Below are 20950 nucleotides of genomic sequence, written 5' to 3' on the forward strand. Positions count from 1 at the left end.
ACTTCTATATAAGATGATAAAGTAAGATAGCTTTATGTACAAGTGTTAGACCGAAAGAAAAAACTTATTGATCTATATGATAAAAACTTAATACTCCATCTACTTCATCTGCACTCACAAATACATCTCGACCGTTTACTTTATGAATCCCTTCCGGTGCTGCCCCAGCTGATGGCACAAGTCCAATATAAACCAGAAACATCGGAATTGTTATATCAAAAAATAATACAGCATTTGCTCTTTCAGCAGCTACTGCTAAAATAGGTTTTCCTTTTATCATACCAGTTGCCACATTTTCTACTTCACTTCCGCGATTTTCGCTTCTAGTATCAGGATATAAACCAGCCAATGCTACCTTTTCATCAATCAGATTCATACTATCATACACAAGAGAGCCAGCTTGACTCCATACAGTAATATTTCTCCCCCCTGATTTCACACCATCCTTCAATTCGTTTTTACTAAGATCCCCTTCATTGGCAGTAATGAGAAATCGCCCAGACGGGTCCCACGTCACACCATCTGGTTCTAAGCGTGCAGTTATCTCATCTTGAAAAGATACGGTTCCATCCTTTTTCAAATCAGCTTTATGGGTTGTAATGCCAAGACCAAATATATTTTCAATTCGTTTTTCTGTAATATTTACAATTGCTACCGCGTTATTTTCTTGTAATGTAACAGCGGCTTTATCTCCTTTTGGGCTAATCGCTACATACTCTGGCTGCGGATCATGCTTATAGATTGCTCCATTTTCAACGTTATTCATATCGATTGGAAGCTCTACATGTTCTCCGTGCATAACATCACCATCAGGAAATGTAATCATAGAAATACTTCCTGGCCGTTTTGTTTTTTTCATATTCACTTCATTTTCATCATTTGGATCGTTTTCCTCATCTTCATTACAAATAATCAATGTTCTTCCGTCCGCCGTTAACGCGACCGAGTCTGGTCCTACCCCTACTTCATACGTTTTGACAACTTGCTGTGATGCTAATTCTACAACTGCCACTTTTCCTTTATTTGCATGATAAAGATTATCGCCTGTCCGAAAAGCAGCTAATGCGTACTTTCCGTCTGGTGTAACCGTTACACTCGTTACTTCTGCTTCTGTATGCATTTCTTTAAAGCTTACATTTCCTAATACTTTTATATTCTCTACATCTGCAATTGATAGTATTTGAATTTGTCCTAAATCTGCCTCTGTAACAACGAGGGTATTCCCATCCGGAGTTGATGCTGTAATTTCAGCCCTTCCACTTGGCATTTTAAATGAAGCAACCCGATTAATCTTTGTATCCTTATGTTTTTTACCAATAAAATCCGTTACCATTTGTTCCACTTTCCCGCGGTATGCAGGGTTAGATATGCTTCCTTGTGGTAACGTCTCTATTTTACTTACAACCTGCTGCGTATGCTTTTCCAATGTTTCTGCATGTACAACGTTCCCTGTCCATAATACGCTTGCAATCATCCCGCCATATAACAACGCTTTTTTCATTTCCCCACTCCCTTTATTCAATACGTCACATTTCCATCATAAAAAACGTTTGTAAATCTTCACTTCGACACACATTAATTTTTTGTAAAAAATGGGATATTTATAAAGTGAAACTTTAATCAGTGGGGGTTTTCTTCATCCCCCACTGATTATAAGCCCTCACCAATCGGGCTTTTNNGACCGGAGATTCTAGCCGCTGGAGCTGGACATTGCTTTCACCTAATTTTAAGGTGGGAGTATTACTGCCCGTTAATGCGGGATTAATAAAAAAAGACATGCCGCAGCACGTCTTTAAGCAATTTTATTTCGATAAAGTGAAATATGGAATATGGTCATTTGTATAAAAGAGATGAGAAATACAATATATATTGGATATGCTGGAACATACGGACTAACAATCGGATGCATAACAAGTAGTGCAGCTCCAGTCGGTATCACAAACCAAAGTGCCTTAAAAGTTGTACGACATGCTTTTGCGGTAATGACTTCCTCACGCTCATCATCTTGCGGAAATAAAAGGGGAAACATCCAAAAGGATAATTTTTTATGTTTCTTCTTTTGCACTTTATAAAAAACACTTGATACAATCGCCACAATCAATAGCAATAAAAACGGTGTAATATTTATGGTTACCTCAAATGGTACTTTCTCACTTTGAATAATATTTTCCAACTCTATAACAGCATAATAAAATTCAACAAATGCCCAACTAGCCAACCCGACAAATAACACATTCACCATATAAGACAAAATGATTCTATTCACCTTTTTCTCCCTCCTTATTTAAAACAAACACATCCTCCATCTTTAAATCAAATACATCACAAATCGTCAGCGCTAATAACAACGATGGAACGTAATCCCCTTTTTCAATTGCAGCAATCGTTTGCCTTGTTACGCCGACTTTTTCAGCTAATATGCTTTGTGTGAAGTTAAAGCGGGCTCTTAGTTCCTTTACTCTATTACAAATGGACAATTTTACCACCTCTTACCGTTATTGTATGCTAAACTTCACAAAATGTAAACTCAACTTAACATTTAATGTATAAAAAAATCCAACTTTACATGTAAAGTTGGATTTCAGTTTAATTTAAAATTGTAACTTTAACTTTTTTGCGTCCCCATGCGCTAGAAGCAGCTTTATTCGGCATCAATACATCGATTCTATGACCTTTAATATCGCCACCCGTATCACCTGCAATTGCTTTTCCATAACCTTCAACATATACAGTGGATCCTAATGGAATAACACTTGGATCTACAGCAATTAACTTCATTCCTGGGTTTGCAGTTAAGTTATGACCCATTGCAGTTTTTACAGTATCACCTGGTTTATAACCATTCTCAGCTGGATCAGCTGTGTAAGCAGTAGCCTCTACATAGATTTCACGCCCACCGTTAGACGGTGCTGGATCTTGCTCTGGAGCTGGTTTTGTCGTTTCAGTTTGCGTAGGTGCTGGTGTAGCTTCAGCTTGCTTAGCTTGTGCTTTTTCTGCTTCCACTTCTGCTCTTGCTTTTTCTTCTTCTTCCCTCGCAGCCTTCGCTTCTGCTTCTGCTTTTGCTTGAGCTTCCGCTGCTAATCTTGCAGCTTCTTGTTCACGAGCAATTGTTTCTTGGACTGCCTTCATGTCTGATTCAATTTTCGCTTTTTCTTGTTCAGCTAAATTAATTTGGCCTGCAATTTGATTATATTTCGTTTGCACAGCTTGTAAGTTTTCTTGACGTTTTTTCAAGTTCTCTTGTAAGTTTGCTTGTGCTTTTGCTAACTTTTGTTTATCTATTTCTAAAGATGCCTCTTTTTCATCAATTACTTTTTTATCTTCTTCAATTTGACGAAGATCTTGTTCTTGAAGACGTAAAATCTCTTTATCTGCATCTAAAATTGTAGATACTGCATTCATACGTTGTAAGAAATCAGCAAAATTCTTTGATTCTACTACAACTTCGACTACTAAACTTGTATTTGAGCTATTTTGAACAGAAACCATACGTTTTTTCATAATATCTTTACGAGCAAGTACTTTATCTTCTAAAACGATAATTTCTCCTTTTTTCTGCTCAATTTGCTTATGTGTTTCATCGATTTTCCCTTGAATATCAGCCTGTTCCTCTTTGTTTTTTGCAATTGTATTATTTAAATTATGTAGTTCACTTTCAATATCTTGTATTTCTTTATTAACAGCTTGCTTCTCTTGTTCCTTTTGCTGAATATCATTGTTATTCTGCTGCAATTGCTGTTGCATGTTGTCCAGTTTCTCGTCGTTTGACTCAGCTTTTACAGCGACTGTACTAGAAAGACCAATAATTCCTGCTAATACTAGACTACTGATTCGCTTAAAATAGTTCATAATCCGACTCCCTTCTCATACAGTTATACATGATTTACTTTACAGTTTGTTTACAAAATCATTAAATACACTTTATTTTTCATGACAAAAAAAGCGAAACAAACCATAAAATGTAATAAACACTTAACTTTTAATAACTGTTTTTCATACAAATCTTACAAAAAAATAGATTCGTATATTAGAAACAACAGATTACACGACATTAAAAACATTGTCAAATCCCGCAGGAACCTTACTGATTCAAAATCATTCTTTTGACAGCTTGTGTCAACTTGCTACAAAGTATTACAGGCATTGCAAAAGATTCAAATTTAAATACATTATTTGTACCTTACCTCGTTGCTTTTATTGCGACATTTATCACTACGTATATTTCATTGAAATGGTTTATGAATATTATGGCTAAAGGGAATTTAAAATACTTCTCTTTCTATCGTTGTGAGTGTACTTACTATCATTTTTCTATGAGAATGAAAGAGCTGTCCTATCGGAGGATAGCTCTATTTTTATAAATTGAAACTGTAATCAGTCGGGTTTCCTTGATCTCCCACCTAACTTCTTTATTTTACATAATTTTGAGGTGGGGGTCTTACTGTCTGGTAACGCTGGATAAAAAATTTGTCGTCTTCCTTTCGTTTACTTTGAATTTTCAGAATAGTATAATATTACATGTACCATACATTACAAAATTCATTACGAACGGGGTAAATTGCTATTCAAATATGCCATAGCTTCGTAAGACTAACAGGAGGGATTGCACATGTTATGACTGAAACAGGATATTCACTCTAATTTCTCATTACTCATACAAAAGGGGTGCAATCATGTTTATTGTTACTAAACTCATTCATATTAAATTCGGTTATGAAGAGAAAATTATTCGTTCTTTACAAGAATACTATCCAAACTCTGGTACATACGGGTTTATTAATCTAGAATTCTCTCGTATGAAACGTACTGAGCATGGAAACGAATATATGATTCGTATGTTATGGAAAACACAATCAGATTATCATGAGTGGATTTCTCAAAAACAAGAAACTACAACTATGCCATGGGAACAACAATTCCAAGGCTATATTCTCTCATCAAAATCTAATGCTGCGCATGTTAAATATCCGCATTAAAAAGCCTTATGCAAAATTGCAGTAAGGCTTTTCTCCATCCCTTTTCTTATCGAAACAATTCGGTCTCTAAAAAATAAAATTTGATTTTACATTTTATTCAAGATATAATTGATTCCGAATTTTTTTTGAAAGGAGTCACATTTTGACAGCTTATTTATTTCCAATTAAAACGGCATTTATTCTATTCCCCATTTTAGCAATGATTCTATTAATTCCATTTTTAATATTTAATTACAGGAAATATGGCTATTTAAATAAATGGCGTTCATTTATTTTATATTCTTTGCTTCTTTACTTGCTAAACGCTTACTTTCTTGTTATCTTACCGCTGCCGCAAACGTATGATACGTGTAGCCTGCAGCCAGCTAACACACAGCACTTTCAGCTTGTTCCATTTTATTTCATTCAAGAAATTAGCAACCATACAGCAGCGGTATTAGCAAAGCCTACTACCTATTTCTACTTATTAAAGGAATCTGCCTTTTTACAAGTTGCTTTTAATGCACTGTTAACGATTCCATTCGGCATATATTTACGTTACTATTTCCGTCTTGGTTTCTTCAAAACAATCTTCTTTTCACTTTGTCTCTCACTATTTTTTGAAGTAACACAAGTAACTGGATTGTACGGTATATATAATTGTGCGTATCGTTTATTCGATGTTGACGATCTATTTTTAAATACACTAGGAGGAGCAGTTGGTTATTTCATTGCACCGATATTCACGTACTTCCTTCCTAAATCAAATGAATTAGATGCTCATATCGATTTAACTACAAAACCGGTTGGATTTATTCGCCGCCTAATCGCACTGCAAATTGATTGGATTTTCTTATCCGTTGTTGTACCAGTTATAAAAAATAAAGGGAATTCTATTTTCATTTCTAGTATCCAGTCTTATACGAATCTATATGAACTTATTTTCACCATATGTGCCGTCTTCATTTACTTCATCGTCATTCCGTATTTGACGAACGGAAAAACAATTGGGAAAGCACTTCTTCGTATTCATATAAAAGGAGAAAATGAACGAATCACCATTAAAGAATTATGCATTCGTTACGGCCTGTTCTATTTTGTTTTAGGCGGAATCAACTATATTCTCTCTAGTAGTTCCATATTAAATCAAGCTCACCCATTAATTATGCTCATTATATTACTGTTTATGTTCTCAATTAATGGTCTCTTCATTCTTCATGTATTATTACATGTATTTAGTCGAGATAAATTATTATTTTATGAGCATATAAGCCATACAAGAAATGCAATTACACTCAAAAAAGCTGACAAATAATTGTCAGCTTTTTTCATGAATAGAAAACATTTTTGACAAATACGGATTTAAAAACATTCCTATTGGATCTACCTCTTTTCTAACTTCCAAAAAAGAGCTTAGCTTAGGATAAACGCGTTGCAATTGCTCATATCCCATTGCATGCATTTTTCCCCAATGCGGACGTCCTTCATACTTTTGAAAAATACGCTCTATCGCTGTAAAATACGCAGCATATTTCATACCTTTATACATATGCACAGCGATATAAGCTGAGTCTCTTTCATATGCAGGACTTATCCATATATCGTCTCCTCGTACATAGCGGCATTCAATCGGAAAGTGTACTTGAAACCTCTTTTCTTGTATAAGATTATGAATCTCTTGTACTACTTTTTTCATATGCTCGGCAGGTATACTATACTCCATTTCATAAAAACGAACATTACGGGATGTTGCAAATATTTGATAACTTGGCCCTATTATTTGTCCATTCGGTACCGCCTTTGCAGAAAGCCTACTAACCCTTTTACTTATAGATGGCATCAGCTTGCATCCTTTAGACAATAGTGAAAAAGCTATATTTTCAAGTAGTTCCGTCTTGAACTTATGCCACTTTACATCCATCCCTTTCCCTGTCGTTTCATCTGTAATTTTCACTTGCACATCATCTGAATATGGAAACACAAAAAATTCAAAATGACGATGTTTTTTATATTCTTCCAAGCTGTTCATAACAGTAGAAAATGATTCCTTTTTACTTTTATACATAAGCATATAAGCTGATACAACTTTTAATTTCACTTTTACAATAACTCCAAGCATACCGAGCGATAACTGAAATGCTTTCCAAAATTCAGGATGCTCTTTCTCAGAACAAATGATAGTTTCTCCCGAGGCAAGGACAGCGGTAATTTCTACAACCTGTGTCGCCAAACTCCCAAATGTAATACCAGTTCCGTGCGTTCCTGTACTAATAGCCCCTGCAATAGATTGTGAATCTATATCTCCTAAATTTTCTTGCGCATACCCTTTTTCTTGTAACATTCTTCCTAGATATGACAACTTCGTTCCAGCCCACACCTCTACTATTGATGATTGTGAATCTATGCCTAAAATTCCTTGTAACTCGTCTAACGAAAGAAGAATTTCTCCCGTTTGAACAAGTGGTGTAAACGAGTGGCCTGAACCAACAACACGAATTCGCTTCCCCATTTCTTTCGCCAAATGTACAGCCTTAATTACATCTTGTATATTTTTGGGATACATCATATATTGCGGATTTCCCTCTACATTTCCCGTCCAGTTTCTCCATTTCTGTCCTTCTATAGAAAGCATTGTCCGTCCCCCCGGTATGTGGAATACTCTCCTATAATCTTGTTACTTGCAATACGATGTAACGATGAAAAACGTTCGCATAGTTCTCCTGCTTTACTATGTCGAAATAACATAGCTCCTCCAACTGTTACATGCTCTGAACCATCATAATAAACAGGTGTTTGCACTTCACCAGCTCCTTCTAAAGCTAACAATTTTGCCCCGCTTGGTTCCCAAATCATAGGTTCTTTATCATTTCCAACTGCTCCTGAAGCGATATATCCACCGCCTAGGCAAGTATATATATGAGGCTCCGGTTGTCTAACAATTGGCAAAGCAAAACCAACAGCCGGTTCAAAATAAATATCTTTATAATAATCAAAGAGCTTAGGAGAGTAGAAAGCTGAGCCTATTGTAATCTCTGTGACAGATTCATCTTGCATTGTCGTTTGTATACTTCCTGTACCCCCTCCGTTTACAAGGCGCATTGTAATTCCTTCCCCTTGTATCGCTTTTACAATATCTTGTCTTCTTTTCACGAATTCCATTGCTGATTTTCTTTTTAAATAGGACACAATTTTATTTTTAAAAATTTGTTTCGGTACCTCATCTCCAACTCCTGCAATTTGAGCTTCATAGCCCATTACACCATCTATTTTTAAAACAGGAGATTGAATTACTTTTTCCATAACCTTTAAAACTTCAGTCGCAGTACGTAGCGGAGAACGTCTTACCCCAAAATGCAACTGAAAAAACTGGCTACTCATATCGATGTCAATACAAATTCGGAAGCATCCATCTACTTCCATCGCTATTTTCTCTAAATAATCAATATGTTCTACACAATCTACCATACAAGTGATGGTCAACCCTTGTTTTGTAAGTAAACTAATTTCTTGAAGGGCTTGTTGATCGTAAGCAGGATACCCTAATAATAAGTCATCAAATCCTTGTTTAACTAAAAATAATGCCTCTCTTGGTGAAAAGCACATAATCCCTTGAAAACAACGATCTGTATCTAAAATTTTTTTCATCACGGACACAGATCGTAGCGATTTACTTGCTATCCGAACTTTCTTTCTTCCACACAGTTGAACAATGGATTGAATGTTTCTTTCTAACGCTTCTTCATCAAGAAATGCACATGGCAAGGGAACTTTTTGAAATATGTTACGCTCCACGCTTTTCTCTCCCCTTCTATATATGTCTTATATATATTGGAAGAAAACTAATATTCTCCTGTATCAAAATAAAAAAAGTTTCTTCTTTACGAAGAAACCTTTTCGCTACTTTAAAGCAATTACTCTCTACCATGTGTGTATGTTTGTAACTAAGAAATTCTAGCGATTCCCATATGTATCAAACCAAAGCTGAATATACCCAGCTGTTACGCGCTGTGCTTCTACTAAACGTTTACCTGTCGCTGGTGTAACTTCCGCCCGCCATTTATCTGCATATTCTTGTGAAATTGCCGCTCTTACGAACCAATCTTTTGTAGTGCTATTTACAATACCAGCATAATCTTGCTTAGCAGCCACAGCCGCTCCATGAATCCAGTCTTCAGGATTTATTCCTTTCCAATTCCAATACCCGTTTCCATCAGTCACTTTATAATTATCCTTTACTGTATCAACAAAATTTTCAAATTTAGAATGGAAACCTTGTGGATAAGAAAGGTTTGTAAAGTTTGCTGCATGCATTGGTTGATTTACATCCCCTAAGTAATGAAGAGATAATCCTAAATAAAAGAATGCTTGTTTCATATCTTGCTTTTGATATGATTCACCAGCAAGTTTAAAGTATTTAGCCCCCGTTTCTTTCGCCTGCTTAGCAAAAGGAATATACGTCTTTCCTGTATCAGGGTCATAGAAATGAGAAGCAAATGTACTATTATCATAGTAAGGGTTTTCATAATCAGCAGCATAAATCCCATTCTCTAACTCTGTACGCCATTCATTTAATAGTGCCACTTGCTCTTGTTTTACAATCGTTGTATTACGGGACATAATATCAATTGCACGATTCACAATCCATAAATGCGAGTTTACACCTTCTGCATGTGTATCTTCTGCAGACCAATATTGAATGATTCTTACCTTATTTCCACCTTCATTTTCATGAGCAAATGCTACACTTTGTAATGGCGCTACTAACGTAAGAGCTGCTGCTAAGGCTAATACTTTCTTTTTCATATAAAACCTCCGTCTATAATTCATTTACTTTGAGTATGTAATTCACATCACATGGTCAACCTATGATTAGAATACCCCACCTTTCTATTAATTCCTATTGAGAAAATAAAGTGAAACTTTAATCAGTGGGGATTTTCTTCATCCCCCNNAGAGGCGCTTTTTGCCTCGTCCGAGGGAGCGAAACGGCTGGAGATTTTAGCCGCTAGAGCTGGACATTCGTTTCTCTCTGAATCTTGAGGTGGGGGTCTTACCGCCCGCAAATAGCGGGATAAATGATGTAAATGTTCATATCATTATTAATCCTGTACATTGTGATATGACTCATTTGCATTGTAGTGGACAAATATTAATCTTCTGCAAAGAAACAACTAAAATATTGTAAAAAATAAAGCAATCAGGATATGTACCTGATTGCTTCCACTCATTTTCTCCTTCTGTTTTCATATGGCATGGGGCTAAAAAAGAACTGACCGCTTCTATCCATCGGTGGATTCTCTCTACCACCTAAAAGGAATGATTTTATGTTAGTCTTTCAATCTGTATTTATATGATTAAAGGAAAGTCTATCACCTTTCTATGCATAAAAAAAGTAGCCCTCTTCTATTTCTAGAAAAAGACTACTTTCTTCTATATTATATATTATTTAGGTGAAACAAGAATTTTCACTTGATTTTTATCTTTTACAAGTGCTTCAAATCCTTCTTCAACAACTTGATCCACTGTAATTTTTTTCGTAATTAATTTCTCTGCTTGAATTTGACCAGAGCTAATTAATTTAATAACAGATGGGAAGATGTGGCGGTATCCAAGAATACCAATCAATTCTTTTTCTTTTAATACTAAGTTGTTTGGAGTGATGCTAGCATCTTTTTCCCATACGCTAACAATAACGGTTTGTCCTTCAAAGCTTGTACTTTCAATCGCTTGACGAAGTACAACTTCAACGCCTGTTACTTCGAAGCTAACATTTACGCCTAAACCGTTTGTTAAGTTACGAATTTCTGCTAGTACATCTTGCTCTGCTGGATTTAATACGTAATCAGCGCCTGCTAATTTCGCTAACTCTTGACGTTCTTTAGAAAGTTCAACTGCAATAACAGGGGTTGCACCTGCTGCTTTAGCAGCTTGAATCACAAGTAGTCCAATTGGGCCACAGCCAAATACCGCTACAGCTTCACCTTCTTTTAATTTACTTTGACGCACTGCATGAACTGCAACTGCTGCTGGTTCTACAAGTGCACCTTGTTCATAAGTCATTTCATCTGGGATATGGTGCACCATATCTGCCGGTACTACAGTATATTCAGAGAAGCCACCTCCATCGCCACCAAGACCGTGGAACACAAGTTGTTCGCAAACGTTATAATGACCATGTTTACAAGCTTCACATTTACCACAAGAATAAATAGGTTCTACAACAACACGGTCCCCTACTTTATGAGTTGTAACACCTTCACCGATTTCAACAACTTCACCACTAAATTCATGACCTAAAATAACAGGTGCTTTCACATGTGTTAGTGGATGTTCTTCTGTTGGAATAAAAATAGGTCCTGCTAAATATTCATGTAAATCTGTTCCACAAATACCACACCATTTAACTTCGATTTTCACTGCTCCTGGTCGTACAGTTGGTTCTGGAACTTCTTCTACTCTTACATCACGTTGATTATGCCAAAGTAATGCTTTCATTTTATGCATCCCTCTCTATGTATATATACTTAACCTGGTGAAGTTTACCAATCTAGTATAGTACTTTTATCCATATATTTCAAAAATATAGTCTAGATTTCACTAAATTTTAACAGAAAAAGTTCACTTTTTTGTCACTTTGTACTTTTTTCCACATCTGTTAATTCAATTTCATTGCAGGTGAAATTCGCATTGTGCCATAATAGCAGAGGAGAGGTGAACATCGCTTGAAATATTTCATTTATTTTATTGTTATCGTAGCGTTTTTAGATACATTTTCACAATTACCTATTATGAGTACTTACGCGCAAAGCCTCGGAGGAACTCCTCTTATTATCGGTCTTGTTGTCGGGATGTACTCGTTTGCCAATATGATTGGCAATATTATCGCAGGTGCATCTGTTGATAAATTTGGAGCAAAGAAAGTGCTCTATATAAGTATGGGAATTACGAGTTTCATAGTATTACTGTATACGGTTGTTCAAAACAGTGAACAATTACTTATCGTTCGCTTTTTACACGGATTTAGTGATGGTTTCTTAATCCCTGCAGCTTTTACTTTCCTATCTAAGCAAACAAAATCTACAAAACAAGGAAAAGCAATGGCGTTATCTGGCGCTGCTGTCGGAACGGCCGCTATCGTCGGTCCTGCCTTCAGTGGAATTATGAAAGCAACTGCAGGTATTGAGTGGGTCTTTGTTACAATTTCTATCTTAATGGTGCTTGGTACACTTGTATCTCTTTTCTTATTACCGAATAATGTAAGTAGAAAAGATACATCACGAACACAAATGATGCACAAAGAGGATATGATAGGATTATTAAAATCCGAGCCTTTATTACAAGCCTATATCGGTGCATTTACATTAATGTTCTCACAAGGGATTGTCACATATATGTTACCCGTAAAAGTAGAAGCATTAGCACTTCAAGCATCTACCACAGGCATGATGCTAAGTGTGTTTGGAATTACAGCTATTCTCTTTTTCTTGCTGCCAACAAATCGTATCTTTGATCGCTTTGACCGTTCAAAAATGATGCTAATTGGCATTGCTGTTATGGCACTTGCCCTATCATTACTTGGCATATTTGCATCAAAAGGTATGCTCTTTATTGTGATGATGATTTACGGAATTGGATTCGCTATCCTCTTCCCATCTATTAATGCTTTACTCGTTGAAAATACAACTGAAGACAAACGCGGGAAGGCGTTCGGATTATTTTACGCATTCTTCTCATTAGGCGTTGTCGCAGGATCCTTTACAGTTGGAGCAATCGGTGCATCACCGAGCGTAAGCTTTGTAATTGGAACAGCATTTTTACTTACATTTGCTTCTATGATTTATGTAAGAGGAAAAGTGAAAAAGACAATGATGGGTTAAATTCCGTCATTGTCTTTTTATTATATAAAGAGAAACTTTAATTAGTAGAGAGTTTCATCCCTCCACCCAACTAATATAACATTTCCCTTTTCATATTCTATTCCTCTACTTCTACCACTTGTGTTCCAGCAATAAAATCATGAATCGATCTTTTATCCTCACGTAACCCGACCATAAATGCACTTACTATAAAACCTATACCTAATGTGAGTACATAAACAATCCCAGCTAACACATGACGTTTAAATGTCGTCCAAAGTGTAACCTTCTTTCCGTCTATACGAATAATTTGTGCTCCTAACACCTTTTTACCTACAGTAAATCCACTCCATATAACAGGTACAATGAGGAAATATAAAAATTGCAAGCTATTTGTTATTGTCTCAATATTAGATTCTGATACTTTTAAAATTAAAAATATAGCATAAATTGGGCTAAACAGTAATCCATCTACAATCCCCGCTACAAACCTCCTCCAAAATCCTGCCGGTTCTCTTTCATACATGTTGCCTCCACTCCTTTTTGAAACGCTCTTCTCTTTTTTATATAACTGACCTTATATACATACGTACCCGTTCTTTAAACATTTCCAATAGAGTTTGGATAATCCCTGCATTTTTCTCGACAATTTCCTTGGAAATATTTCTTTTCCCTACAGTATTTGATAAGCTTTTGTTTTTGAAATCGTTATAACATAGCATTCGGCAATTTCAATGCTTGAAAAACCTAAATATTGGTTATACAGTTAAATCATATGAAAAATTCATCATAATAACATAATTGCAACCATAAGTTGACAAAGTGCATTTCTCATAGGATAGAACAGACAGCAATGTTTATATACAATTTAGTTATCAAAACAAAGGGGGTTATACATATGGCTTTTGGTGAGAAACTTTTTAAGTTAAGAAAAGAAAAAGGCCTTTCTCAAGAGGCTTTAGCTGAAAAATTAAACACCTCAAGGCAAGCGATTAGTAAGTGGGAAAATGGTCAAGGATTTCCTGAAACTGAAAAACTTTTAATGATTGGAAATATTTTCGAGGTATCTGTTGATTATTTATTAAAAGATACTGCCAAGCAAAGCAATGAAAACGAACCAGGATATTATGTAAGTAGAGAAATGGCAGAAGGGTATTTATTATATGAACAAAAAATTTCTAAATATATCGCTTTAGGGTTTAGCCTACTTATTTTATCTACCGTACCATATTTACTTTTTAAACAGGATCCAGCAATTTATACATTTCTTATCATTATAATTGCTGTCCTCGGTATCGGAACGATTGTGACAGCCATATCTATAGAAGATACTAAATATAAAGCCCTTAAAAAAGAGACTTTAATGTTTGATCAAAACTTTCTTAAAGAGTTAGCAGCAAAATATACAAATATTAAAAAGAGATACACTCCAGTAATAGTAGTTGGAATTTGTTTAATAGCAGCAGGTGGAATACCATTTTTGTTAGAGCGAAAAAATATAACTTCAGGAGTTTTAGTTCCCTATTATCCGATTTGTGTGGCATTAATTGCTATTGGTATCTACATTTTCATTCGCATCGCTGCAATATTAGAATCATATAAACTTTTAGTAGAAAATGAAGAACATAGTAATCGCTTAAGTTTTAAACTTCGAAAAAAAGTGAGAGAAAAGATGAATCATCTTTAATCGCTTTATCTCTCCATAATCTTCTCTATAATAAAAAAACACAACTCNNGAGTTGTGTTTTTTTATTATTTATTTCCCTTGTGTTTTCTCCCAATCAGCTAAGAACTTCTCGATTCCTTGATCTGTTAATGGGTGTTTTACTAATGGTCCGATTACGTTCGCTGGGATTGTTGCGATATGTGCACCATTTAATGCTGCTTCAGTTACGTGAACGCTATGACGTACAGATGCTGCAATAATTTCTGTTTCAATACCGTGAATTGCGAAGATCTCAGCAATTTGACGAATTAGATCCATACCGTTATGACCGATATCATCTAAGCGACCTAAGAATGGAGATACGTATGTTGCACCAGCGCGCGCTGCAAGCAATGCTTGTACTGCTGAGAACACTAACGTAACGTTTGTACGGATTCCTAAATCAGAGAATGCTTTTACCGCTTTTAATCCTTCTTTTGTCATCGGAACTTTAACAACAACGTTTGGAGCGATTTTTGCTAATTCTTTTCCTTCTTCAATCATTTTATCTGCTTCTAAGCTGATTACTTCTGCGCTTACAGGTCCTTCTACAACGCTGCAAATTTCACGAATACGTTCATGGAAATCTACGCCTTCTTTTGCTACAAGTGATGGGTTTGTTGTTACACCTGCTAATACTCCTAAATCATTTGCTTCTTTAATTTCATCAATGTTTGCTGTATCAATAAAAAATTTCATTTGTTATTCTTCCTTCCTAAATGTAAGTTTATATTTTATTTTTTCTTAATAAGCTCTAATTCAATCGGAATGAATTTTTCCACTTTTTTACCTTGGCTCACTTGTTTTGCTGTTTCCATCGCCTTCTCTCCGATTAACTCTGGTTTTTGCGCAACAGTTGCTGCCATGCGTCCATCATTAACCGCTTTCACAGCATCGTCAGTTGCATCAAATCCAACCACAACGACATCTGTTTTACCCGCAGACTTTAATGCTTCAAGTGCACCTAGTGCCATTTCATCATTATGCGCAAATACTGCTTTTATATCACTATTTGCTTGCAAAATATTTTCCATAACTGATAATCCTTTGGCACGATCAAAATCCGCAGCTTGTTTTGCAACGACTTTTAATCCCTTATCAGCTACGTTATGGAATCCTTTCCCACGCTCACGTGCAGCAGAAGATCCAGGAATTCCTTCTAGCTCAGCGACATTTGCTCCTTCACCAACAAGTTCATGAATGTAGTCACCTGCCATTTGGCCACCTTCTACATTATTTGATGCAATGTGTGAAACAACTTTTCCTGAGTTTGCAACGCGATCCACTGTAATAACAGGGATGTTTGCCGCATTCGCTGCACTTACAGCTGAAGCAACCGCATCTGAGTCTGTTGGGTTAATGACAACGACATCAACGCCTTTTTGAATTAAATCCTCGACATCGTTCGTTTGCTTCGCTGCATCATTTTGTGCATCAACAGCAATGAGCTCAATGCCACTATCTTTCGCTTTCTTTTCTGCACCTTTTTTCAACGTAACGAAAAATGGATTATTTAAAGTGGAAACAGAAAATCCAACTTTAATAGTTTTATTTCGACTTTTATCGCTAGAATCCTTTGCCCATTCTGGTGGTTCCATTGAACAACCAGCAGTGATTACCATAATAAGTGCAACGAGCATCAGTAACCATTTTTTCATAAATTGTCCCTCCATTACGCTTCTTTTCGACGATCAATTAATACAGCAAGTAAGATAACAAGTCCTTTGACAACTTGTTGGAAGAAAGAAGATACGCCTAATAAATTTAGACCGTTATTTAATACACCGATAATCAGTACACCAATGAATGTGCCGACAATCCAACCTCTTCCGCCTGAAAGACTTGTTCCGCCTAATACAACTGCAGCAATTGCGTCTAATTCATAAGAAGTACCAGCAGTTGGCTGTGCAGAATCTAAACGTGATGTTAATACAATACCCGCAAGCGCTGCCAAAACTCCGGAAAGACCATAAATCATTACTTTTATTCTCGTTACATTAATACCTGATAATGCCGCTGCTTCTTCATTCCCACCAATTGCAAAAGTACGGCGACCAAATGTCGTTTTCTTTAAAATAAAGTACAGAACTGCGAAAGCAATCATCATCGTTACAGCTGGCACCGGAATACCAAAGAAATAGCCACGACCAAACATTTGGAACATTAAATGATCGCCAAGGCCTGTGATCGGACGTCCGTCCATGTAGACAAGTGTGAGCCCCCGAAAAATAGTCATTGTTGCTAAAGTCGCAATAAATGGTGCCACTTTTCCTTTCGTAATGATGATACCGTTTACAATCCCCATTACAAGACCTGCTAATAAGCCAACTGCCATTGCCAGGAACGGATCCATGCCACTTGCCATCATTCCAGCAACAAGTGCACTTGATAATGCTAAAATAGAACCTACCGATAAGTCAATACCCCCAGTTAAAATAACGAAGGTCATTCCAAATGCAATGAGTGCATTTATCGATACTTGCCTTAAAATATTAAATAAGTTTGGAATTTCAATAAACGCTGGATTTAATGCCGTAATAACTACGATAATAAGTGCTAATCCAATTAAAGAACCGAGTTGTTGCAGAACATTCCCCTTTTTAGCCATAACTTATTCTCCCCCTGTAGCTAATGCCATAATGGACTCTTGTGTTGCTTCACTTTTCTCTAAAATACCGCCGACTTTCCCTTCATGTATAACGAGGACACGATCGCTCATTCCTAATACTTCCGGCAGTTCAGATGAAACCATAATAACGGCATCTCCTTGATGTGTAAGCTTGTTCATAATCGAGTAAATTTCTTTTTTTGCCCCAACATCAACACCCCTTGTTGGTTCATCCAAAATTAATAATTGCGGATGAATTCCTAACCATTTTGCGATTACAACTTTTTGCTGATTCCCGCCTGAAAGTGATTTGACAGCTTGTTCCCCATTGGCAGCTTTTATATTCAGAAGCTTCATCATGTCCTCTGTAAATTGTCCTTCTATTCCTTTATCCATCACACTACCTTTTGAAAGGCTTTCTAAGTTTGGCAATGCTAAATTTTCACGAATAGAAAAGTCTAATACGAGCCCTTCTGATTTTCTATCTTCAGTAATAAAAGCAATCCGTTGCCTTATCGCATCAATTGGACTGTCAATTTTCACTTCTCGTCCATTGATTAATATTTGCCCTGCATCTAATGGTTCATAGCCAAAAATCGCTTTCATAATATCTGTGCGGCCAGCTCCCATTAATCCAGCGACACCGAGAATTTCCCCTTTTCTCACTTGAAACGAAATATTTTCAAACTTTCCCTTTTTCGTTCCATGTCGCATTTCAAAAATAACTTCGCCAATCTTAGCATCTCGCTCCGGATAACGCTCGCCAATACTACGTCCAACCATCATGCTTACCACTTCATCAAATGATGTTTCTGGAATTAACCGTGTTCCCACATATTCTCCATCACGTAAAATGGTAATAGCATCACAAATTGAAAAGATTTCTTCCATACGATGTGAAATATAAACGAATGAAACGCCTTCTTTGCGTAATTTATTAATAACTGTAAAGAGCGTTTCAATTTCGCGATCCGTTAATGCCGCGGTAGGCTCGTCCATAATAATAACACTCGCATTTGTCATTAACGCCTTACCAATTTCTATAATTTGCTGTTGCCCAACCGATAATTCTCCAGCAAGCATAGCACCTTTTACATGTAACCCTAAACTTGCTAATTGTTTCTGAGCAATATCATTCATTTGACGGGTACGCAAAATACCTGTTTTTCCGTACATAAGCTCTTTTCCAAGAAACATATTTTCGGCAACTGTTAAATTTGGCAGTATGTTCAGCTCTTGATGGATGAAGGCAATTCCATATTCTTCTGCTTCTTTTGCACTTTTAAAAGTTCGTTCTTGCCCGTCAATCGTAATCTGGCCACCATCTTTTGTATATACCCCAGTTAAAATCTTCATGAGCGTTGATTTACCCGCTCCGTTTTCCCCCATCAGTGCATGGACTTCTCCTGTTTCAATGCTAAACTGTGCATGTTTCAAAACAGGGTTCCCATTGAACGCTTTTGAAATATTCTTCATTTCAATACGCATTCTCATCACATCCCTTTGTTAAAAAATCACGCCTGCATGTAAAATAATGTTCGCATATGGCGTTGCTTCTCCGGTACGAATAATCGCCTTCGCCTGTTTTGTGTGTTCTTTAAATTCTTCATGTGACACATATTCAAAAGCAGCTCCATTTAAACGCTCTTCTACTTCTTGATTTACCACCGCATTATGTATCGTAACTTCTTCCGCCAAAGTTACTTTTTCAACAGCCATGTCATCTATCACAACTTGTAATACCTCTAGAAAAGATGGTTTTCCAAGCTCTACAGCTAAATCAATTCGTTTCACGCCATCTGGAATCGGTAGACCACAATCCGCAATCACAACCGTATCTGTATGCCCAAGTGATGCCAATATCGCGGCAATTTCACTATTTAATACACCATGCTTCTTCATCTAACAATCACCTGCACTTCTCTAAGTCTCTCTCTTGTTGGCATACCACCTTGTGCTCCTAACTTTGTTACAGAAAGGCCACCAGCAATATTTGCAAATCGAATTGCTTTTTCCAATAGCTCACCTTCAGAAAGTGCGACTGCTAATGCACCGTTAAATGTATCACCAGCTCCGGTCGTATCTACTACTTCTACAGAAATACCTGGAACATGAACAATTTCTGTACCATTATGGAAACGAACGCCTTTACTACCTTCTGTCATCAGTAACTTATTTGGATATTTCTCAAGTAACTCTTCAATTGGTGACGTAAAATCATCTAATACGACGCGGCACTCATGCTCATTTGGTGTAATATATGCTGCCTTTTCTAAAATATCCGCTGACAAAGCTTGCGCTGGAGCTGGGTTTAACATAACTGGAATTTTATGTTGCTCGCAAATATCCAAAACGTATTCTACTGTTTCAAGTGGAATTTCCAGTTGAAGAACAACCATATCTGCTTTTACAAGCAAATCTTTTGCACGATCTACAATTTTTTCATTCACAAGGCGGTTAGCTCCTTGTACAACAACAATACTGTTATCTTCCTCCGCTAAAACAATATGTGCAATTCCTGTCGTTTCACCTGTAACCGGTACCACATAATCGATAAATATGTGTTCATTCTCTAAATTGGTTCTAACTACTTTGCCGTAATTATCACTTCCTACAGCTCCAACCATTGCTACATTCGCACCTAATCTCGCTGCGGCAACTGCTTGATTTGCTCCCTTTCCCCCAGGTACTGTATGAAATGCTTCTCCAATTACTGTTTCTCCCGCTTTTGGTCGCTTTTGTGAAACAGCAACTAAGTCCATTGAAATACTGCCTACTACTGCAATATTTGGCATATGTATCATCTCCTTACTTTGTCGTCTTTCGCTCTATAATTTTAATCGGTAAACGATAATGTTCTGTTTCTAATGTTTTTCCATTCATTTGCTCTAATAATAGTTCTGTTGCAATCCGGCCCATCTCATAAATAGGTTGAGCTACTGTTGTAATAGATGGATACATCATTTCTGTTAATGAGATACCATCAAATCCGATAATTTGCAAATCATCCGGAATGGAAATTCCCTTTTGCAATGCTGCTTTGACTGCACCAATTGCAATTAAATCATTTCCAGCTACAATACCGTCAATATGCGGATACTCTTCTAACAGTTCCGTTGCTACACGTTCACTATCTGCTGGATCAAATGTACTTTCTGCAATCATGTAAGAAAGTCTATATTGTGTAATAATATCTACAAATCCTTCAAAACGCTCATTTGCTGTACTTACGTCACGGGGACCACGGATATGTGCAATATGTTTACATCCTTTTTCTAATAGCAATTTGGTCGCCTCTTGAATCCCCGCATAGTTATCTGCATATACAGTTGGAATCCGTTCATTGAACACGCGATCAATTGCCACAACTGGTACTGATAGATTCATGTAATTCATACTATTTTGTGGATTTGTCGCTACGATAAATCCATCTACGTTATTTTGTTTCAATACATCAATATATTGTTTCTCTTTTTCTAAACTTTCATCGGAATTACAAAGTACAACTGTATATCCTTGTTTATGCGCTACATCCTCTACGGCACGTGCAACTTCTGGAAAGAATGGATTCACAATGTTCGGAACGACTAAACCAATTAAACGAGACTTTTTATTATATAGAGAACGCGCTACTGTGCTCGGTTTATAATCCAGCATTTCAATTGCTCGCTCTACCTTTTTTAATGTATCTTCATGAACATATCCATTTTTATTTAATACTCTGGAAACGGTCGCAACAGATACTCCCGCTAATTTTGCAACGTCTTTTATTGTACTCATTTTCTTCCCTCTCCATTCCATGTAACCGTTTACAGAAAATAATATA

At 36.5% G+C, this 20950-nt stretch carries 19 protein-coding genes and 3 pseudogenes; 5 read left to right on the forward strand and 17 right to left on the reverse strand.

Annotation, left to right across the window (positions count from 1 at the left end):
- Nucleotides 1–64: 64 nt before the first annotated feature.
- From CN373_RS15390 to CN373_RS15405, 5 genes and pseudogenes are all read right to left on the reverse strand, one after another.
- A complete protein-coding gene (locus CN373_RS15390) occupies nt 65–1501 on the reverse strand; it encodes a choice-of-anchor I domain-containing protein (protein ID WP_098359644.1) in 1437 nt (478 codons plus the stop codon).
- A 291-nt stretch (nt 1502–1792) separates the two neighbouring features.
- The gene (locus tag CN373_RS15395) at nt 1793–2266 is read right to left on the reverse strand and encodes a DUF2178 domain-containing protein (protein ID WP_113708501.1); all 474 of its coding nucleotides are present in this window, start codon (nt 2264–2266) and stop codon (nt 1793–1795) included.
- The gene (locus CN373_RS15400) at nt 2259–2486 is read right to left on the reverse strand and encodes a helix-turn-helix transcriptional regulator (RefSeq protein ID WP_098359645.1); all 228 of its coding nucleotides are present in this window, start codon (nt 2484–2486) and stop codon (nt 2259–2261) included. The genes CN373_RS15395 and CN373_RS15400 overlap by 8 nt, the downstream gene beginning before the upstream one ends.
- Before the next feature lie 100 nt (nt 2487–2586).
- Nucleotides 2587–2907 (reverse strand): annotated as a pseudogene (locus CN373_RS26190) (3D domain-containing protein); the annotation flags it as partial.
- Between the two features lie 71 nt (nt 2908–2978).
- Nucleotides 2979–3849: pseudogene (locus tag CN373_RS15405) on the reverse strand (coiled-coil domain-containing protein); the annotation flags it as partial.
- A 272-nt stretch (nt 3850–4121) separates the two neighbouring features.
- On the opposite strand from CN373_RS15405, the pseudogene CN373_RS15410 reads away from it, so the two are divergent.
- The 3 genes and pseudogenes from CN373_RS15410 to CN373_RS15420 form a co-directional block, all read left to right on the forward strand.
- A pseudogene (locus CN373_RS15410) lies at nt 4122–4317 on the forward strand (undecaprenyl-diphosphate phosphatase); the annotation flags it as partial.
- 356 nt (nt 4318–4673) lie between these two features.
- Nucleotides 4674–4976: a hypothetical protein gene (locus tag CN373_RS15415; RefSeq protein WP_098359646.1), complete on the forward strand. Its 303-nt coding sequence runs from the start codon at nt 4674–4676 to the stop codon at nt 4974–4976.
- 142 nt (nt 4977–5118) lie between these two features.
- On the forward strand, nt 5119–6270 hold the full coding sequence (locus CN373_RS15420) for a VanZ family protein (protein WP_098359647.1): 1152 nt from the start codon (nt 5119–5121) through the stop codon (nt 6268–6270).
- Nucleotides 6271–6273: 3 nt separating this feature from the next.
- Here the strand turns inward: CN373_RS15420 and CN373_RS15425 are convergent, their stop codons facing one another.
- The 4 genes from CN373_RS15425 to bdhA form a co-directional block, all read right to left on the reverse strand.
- Nucleotides 6274–7587, reverse strand: a complete 1314-nt coding sequence (locus CN373_RS15425) for a D-arabinono-1,4-lactone oxidase (protein WP_098359648.1) — start codon at nt 7585–7587, stop codon at nt 6274–6276.
- Nucleotides 7575–8747, reverse strand: coding sequence for an amino acid deaminase/aldolase (locus tag CN373_RS15430; protein WP_098359649.1), 1173 nt, complete (start codon nt 8745–8747; stop codon nt 7575–7577). Before CN373_RS15430 ends, CN373_RS15425 begins: the two co-directional genes overlap by 13 nt.
- A gap of 159 nt (nt 8748–8906) precedes the next feature.
- The gene (cerA, locus tag CN373_RS15435) at nt 8907–9758 is read right to left on the reverse strand and encodes a phospholipase CerA (protein ID WP_000731015.1); all 852 of its coding nucleotides are present in this window, start codon (nt 9756–9758) and stop codon (nt 8907–8909) included.
- Nucleotides 9759–10397: 639 nt separating this feature from the next.
- Complete coding sequence (gene bdhA / locus CN373_RS15440; RefSeq protein ID WP_098359650.1) at nt 10398–11450, reverse strand: (R,R)-butanediol dehydrogenase; 1053 nt, start codon at nt 11448–11450, stop codon at nt 10398–10400.
- Between the two features lie 227 nt (nt 11451–11677).
- Here bdhA and CN373_RS15445 point away from each other — a divergent pair, with 227 nt between their 5' ends.
- On the forward strand, nt 11678–12832 hold the full coding sequence (locus CN373_RS15445; RefSeq protein ID WP_000873280.1) for an MFS transporter: 1155 nt from the start codon (nt 11678–11680) through the stop codon (nt 12830–12832).
- A gap of 97 nt (nt 12833–12929) precedes the next feature.
- Here the strand turns inward: CN373_RS15445 and CN373_RS15450 are convergent, their stop codons facing one another.
- Nucleotides 12930–13337: an RDD family protein gene (locus tag CN373_RS15450; protein WP_098359651.1), complete on the reverse strand. Its 408-nt coding sequence runs from the start codon at nt 13335–13337 to the stop codon at nt 12930–12932.
- 372 nt (nt 13338–13709) lie between these two features.
- On the opposite strand from CN373_RS15450, the gene CN373_RS15455 reads away from it, so the two are divergent.
- Nucleotides 13710–14498, forward strand: a complete 789-nt coding sequence (locus CN373_RS15455; protein ID WP_000863868.1) for a helix-turn-helix domain-containing protein — start codon at nt 13710–13712, stop codon at nt 14496–14498.
- 69 nt (nt 14499–14567) lie between these two features.
- Here CN373_RS15455 and fsa read toward each other — a convergent pair whose 3' ends face one another.
- The 7 genes from fsa to CN373_RS15490 are packed head-to-tail and all read right to left on the reverse strand — an operon-like array spanning nt 14568 to nt 20904.
- The gene (fsa, locus tag CN373_RS15460) at nt 14568–15215 is read right to left on the reverse strand and encodes a fructose-6-phosphate aldolase (RefSeq protein WP_000667660.1); all 648 of its coding nucleotides are present in this window, start codon (nt 15213–15215) and stop codon (nt 14568–14570) included.
- A 35-nt stretch (nt 15216–15250) separates the two neighbouring features.
- Nucleotides 15251–16174 (reverse strand): ribose ABC transporter substrate-binding protein RbsB, encoded by a 924-nt coding sequence (rbsB, locus tag CN373_RS15465; RefSeq protein WP_000759044.1) that lies wholly within the window; start codon nt 16172–16174, stop codon nt 15251–15253.
- A 14-nt stretch (nt 16175–16188) separates the two neighbouring features.
- Nucleotides 16189–17124 (reverse strand): ABC transporter permease subunit, encoded by a 936-nt coding sequence (locus CN373_RS15470; protein ID WP_098359653.1) that lies wholly within the window; start codon nt 17122–17124, stop codon nt 16189–16191.
- Between the two features lie 3 nt (nt 17125–17127).
- Complete coding sequence (locus CN373_RS15475; RefSeq protein WP_001217675.1) at nt 17128–18612, reverse strand: sugar ABC transporter ATP-binding protein; 1485 nt, start codon at nt 18610–18612, stop codon at nt 17128–17130.
- An 18-nt stretch (nt 18613–18630) separates the two neighbouring features.
- Complete coding sequence (gene rbsD, locus CN373_RS15480; protein WP_098359654.1) at nt 18631–19026, reverse strand: D-ribose pyranase; 396 nt, start codon at nt 19024–19026, stop codon at nt 18631–18633.
- On the reverse strand, nt 19023–19919 hold the full coding sequence (gene rbsK, locus CN373_RS15485; protein WP_001132881.1) for a ribokinase: 897 nt from the start codon (nt 19917–19919) through the stop codon (nt 19023–19025). The genes rbsD and rbsK overlap by 4 nt, the downstream gene beginning before the upstream one ends.
- A 13-nt stretch (nt 19920–19932) precedes the next feature.
- Entirely contained in the window at nt 19933–20904 is a 972-nt protein-coding gene (locus tag CN373_RS15490; protein ID WP_098359655.1) for a LacI family DNA-binding transcriptional regulator, read from the reverse strand.
- Nucleotides 20905–20950: the final 46 nt, after the last annotated feature.

It is taken from the genome of Bacillus cereus, assembly GCF_002561295.1.
Taxonomy (GTDB): Bacteria; Bacillota; Bacilli; order Bacillales; family Bacillaceae_G; genus Bacillus_A; species Bacillus_A cereus_S.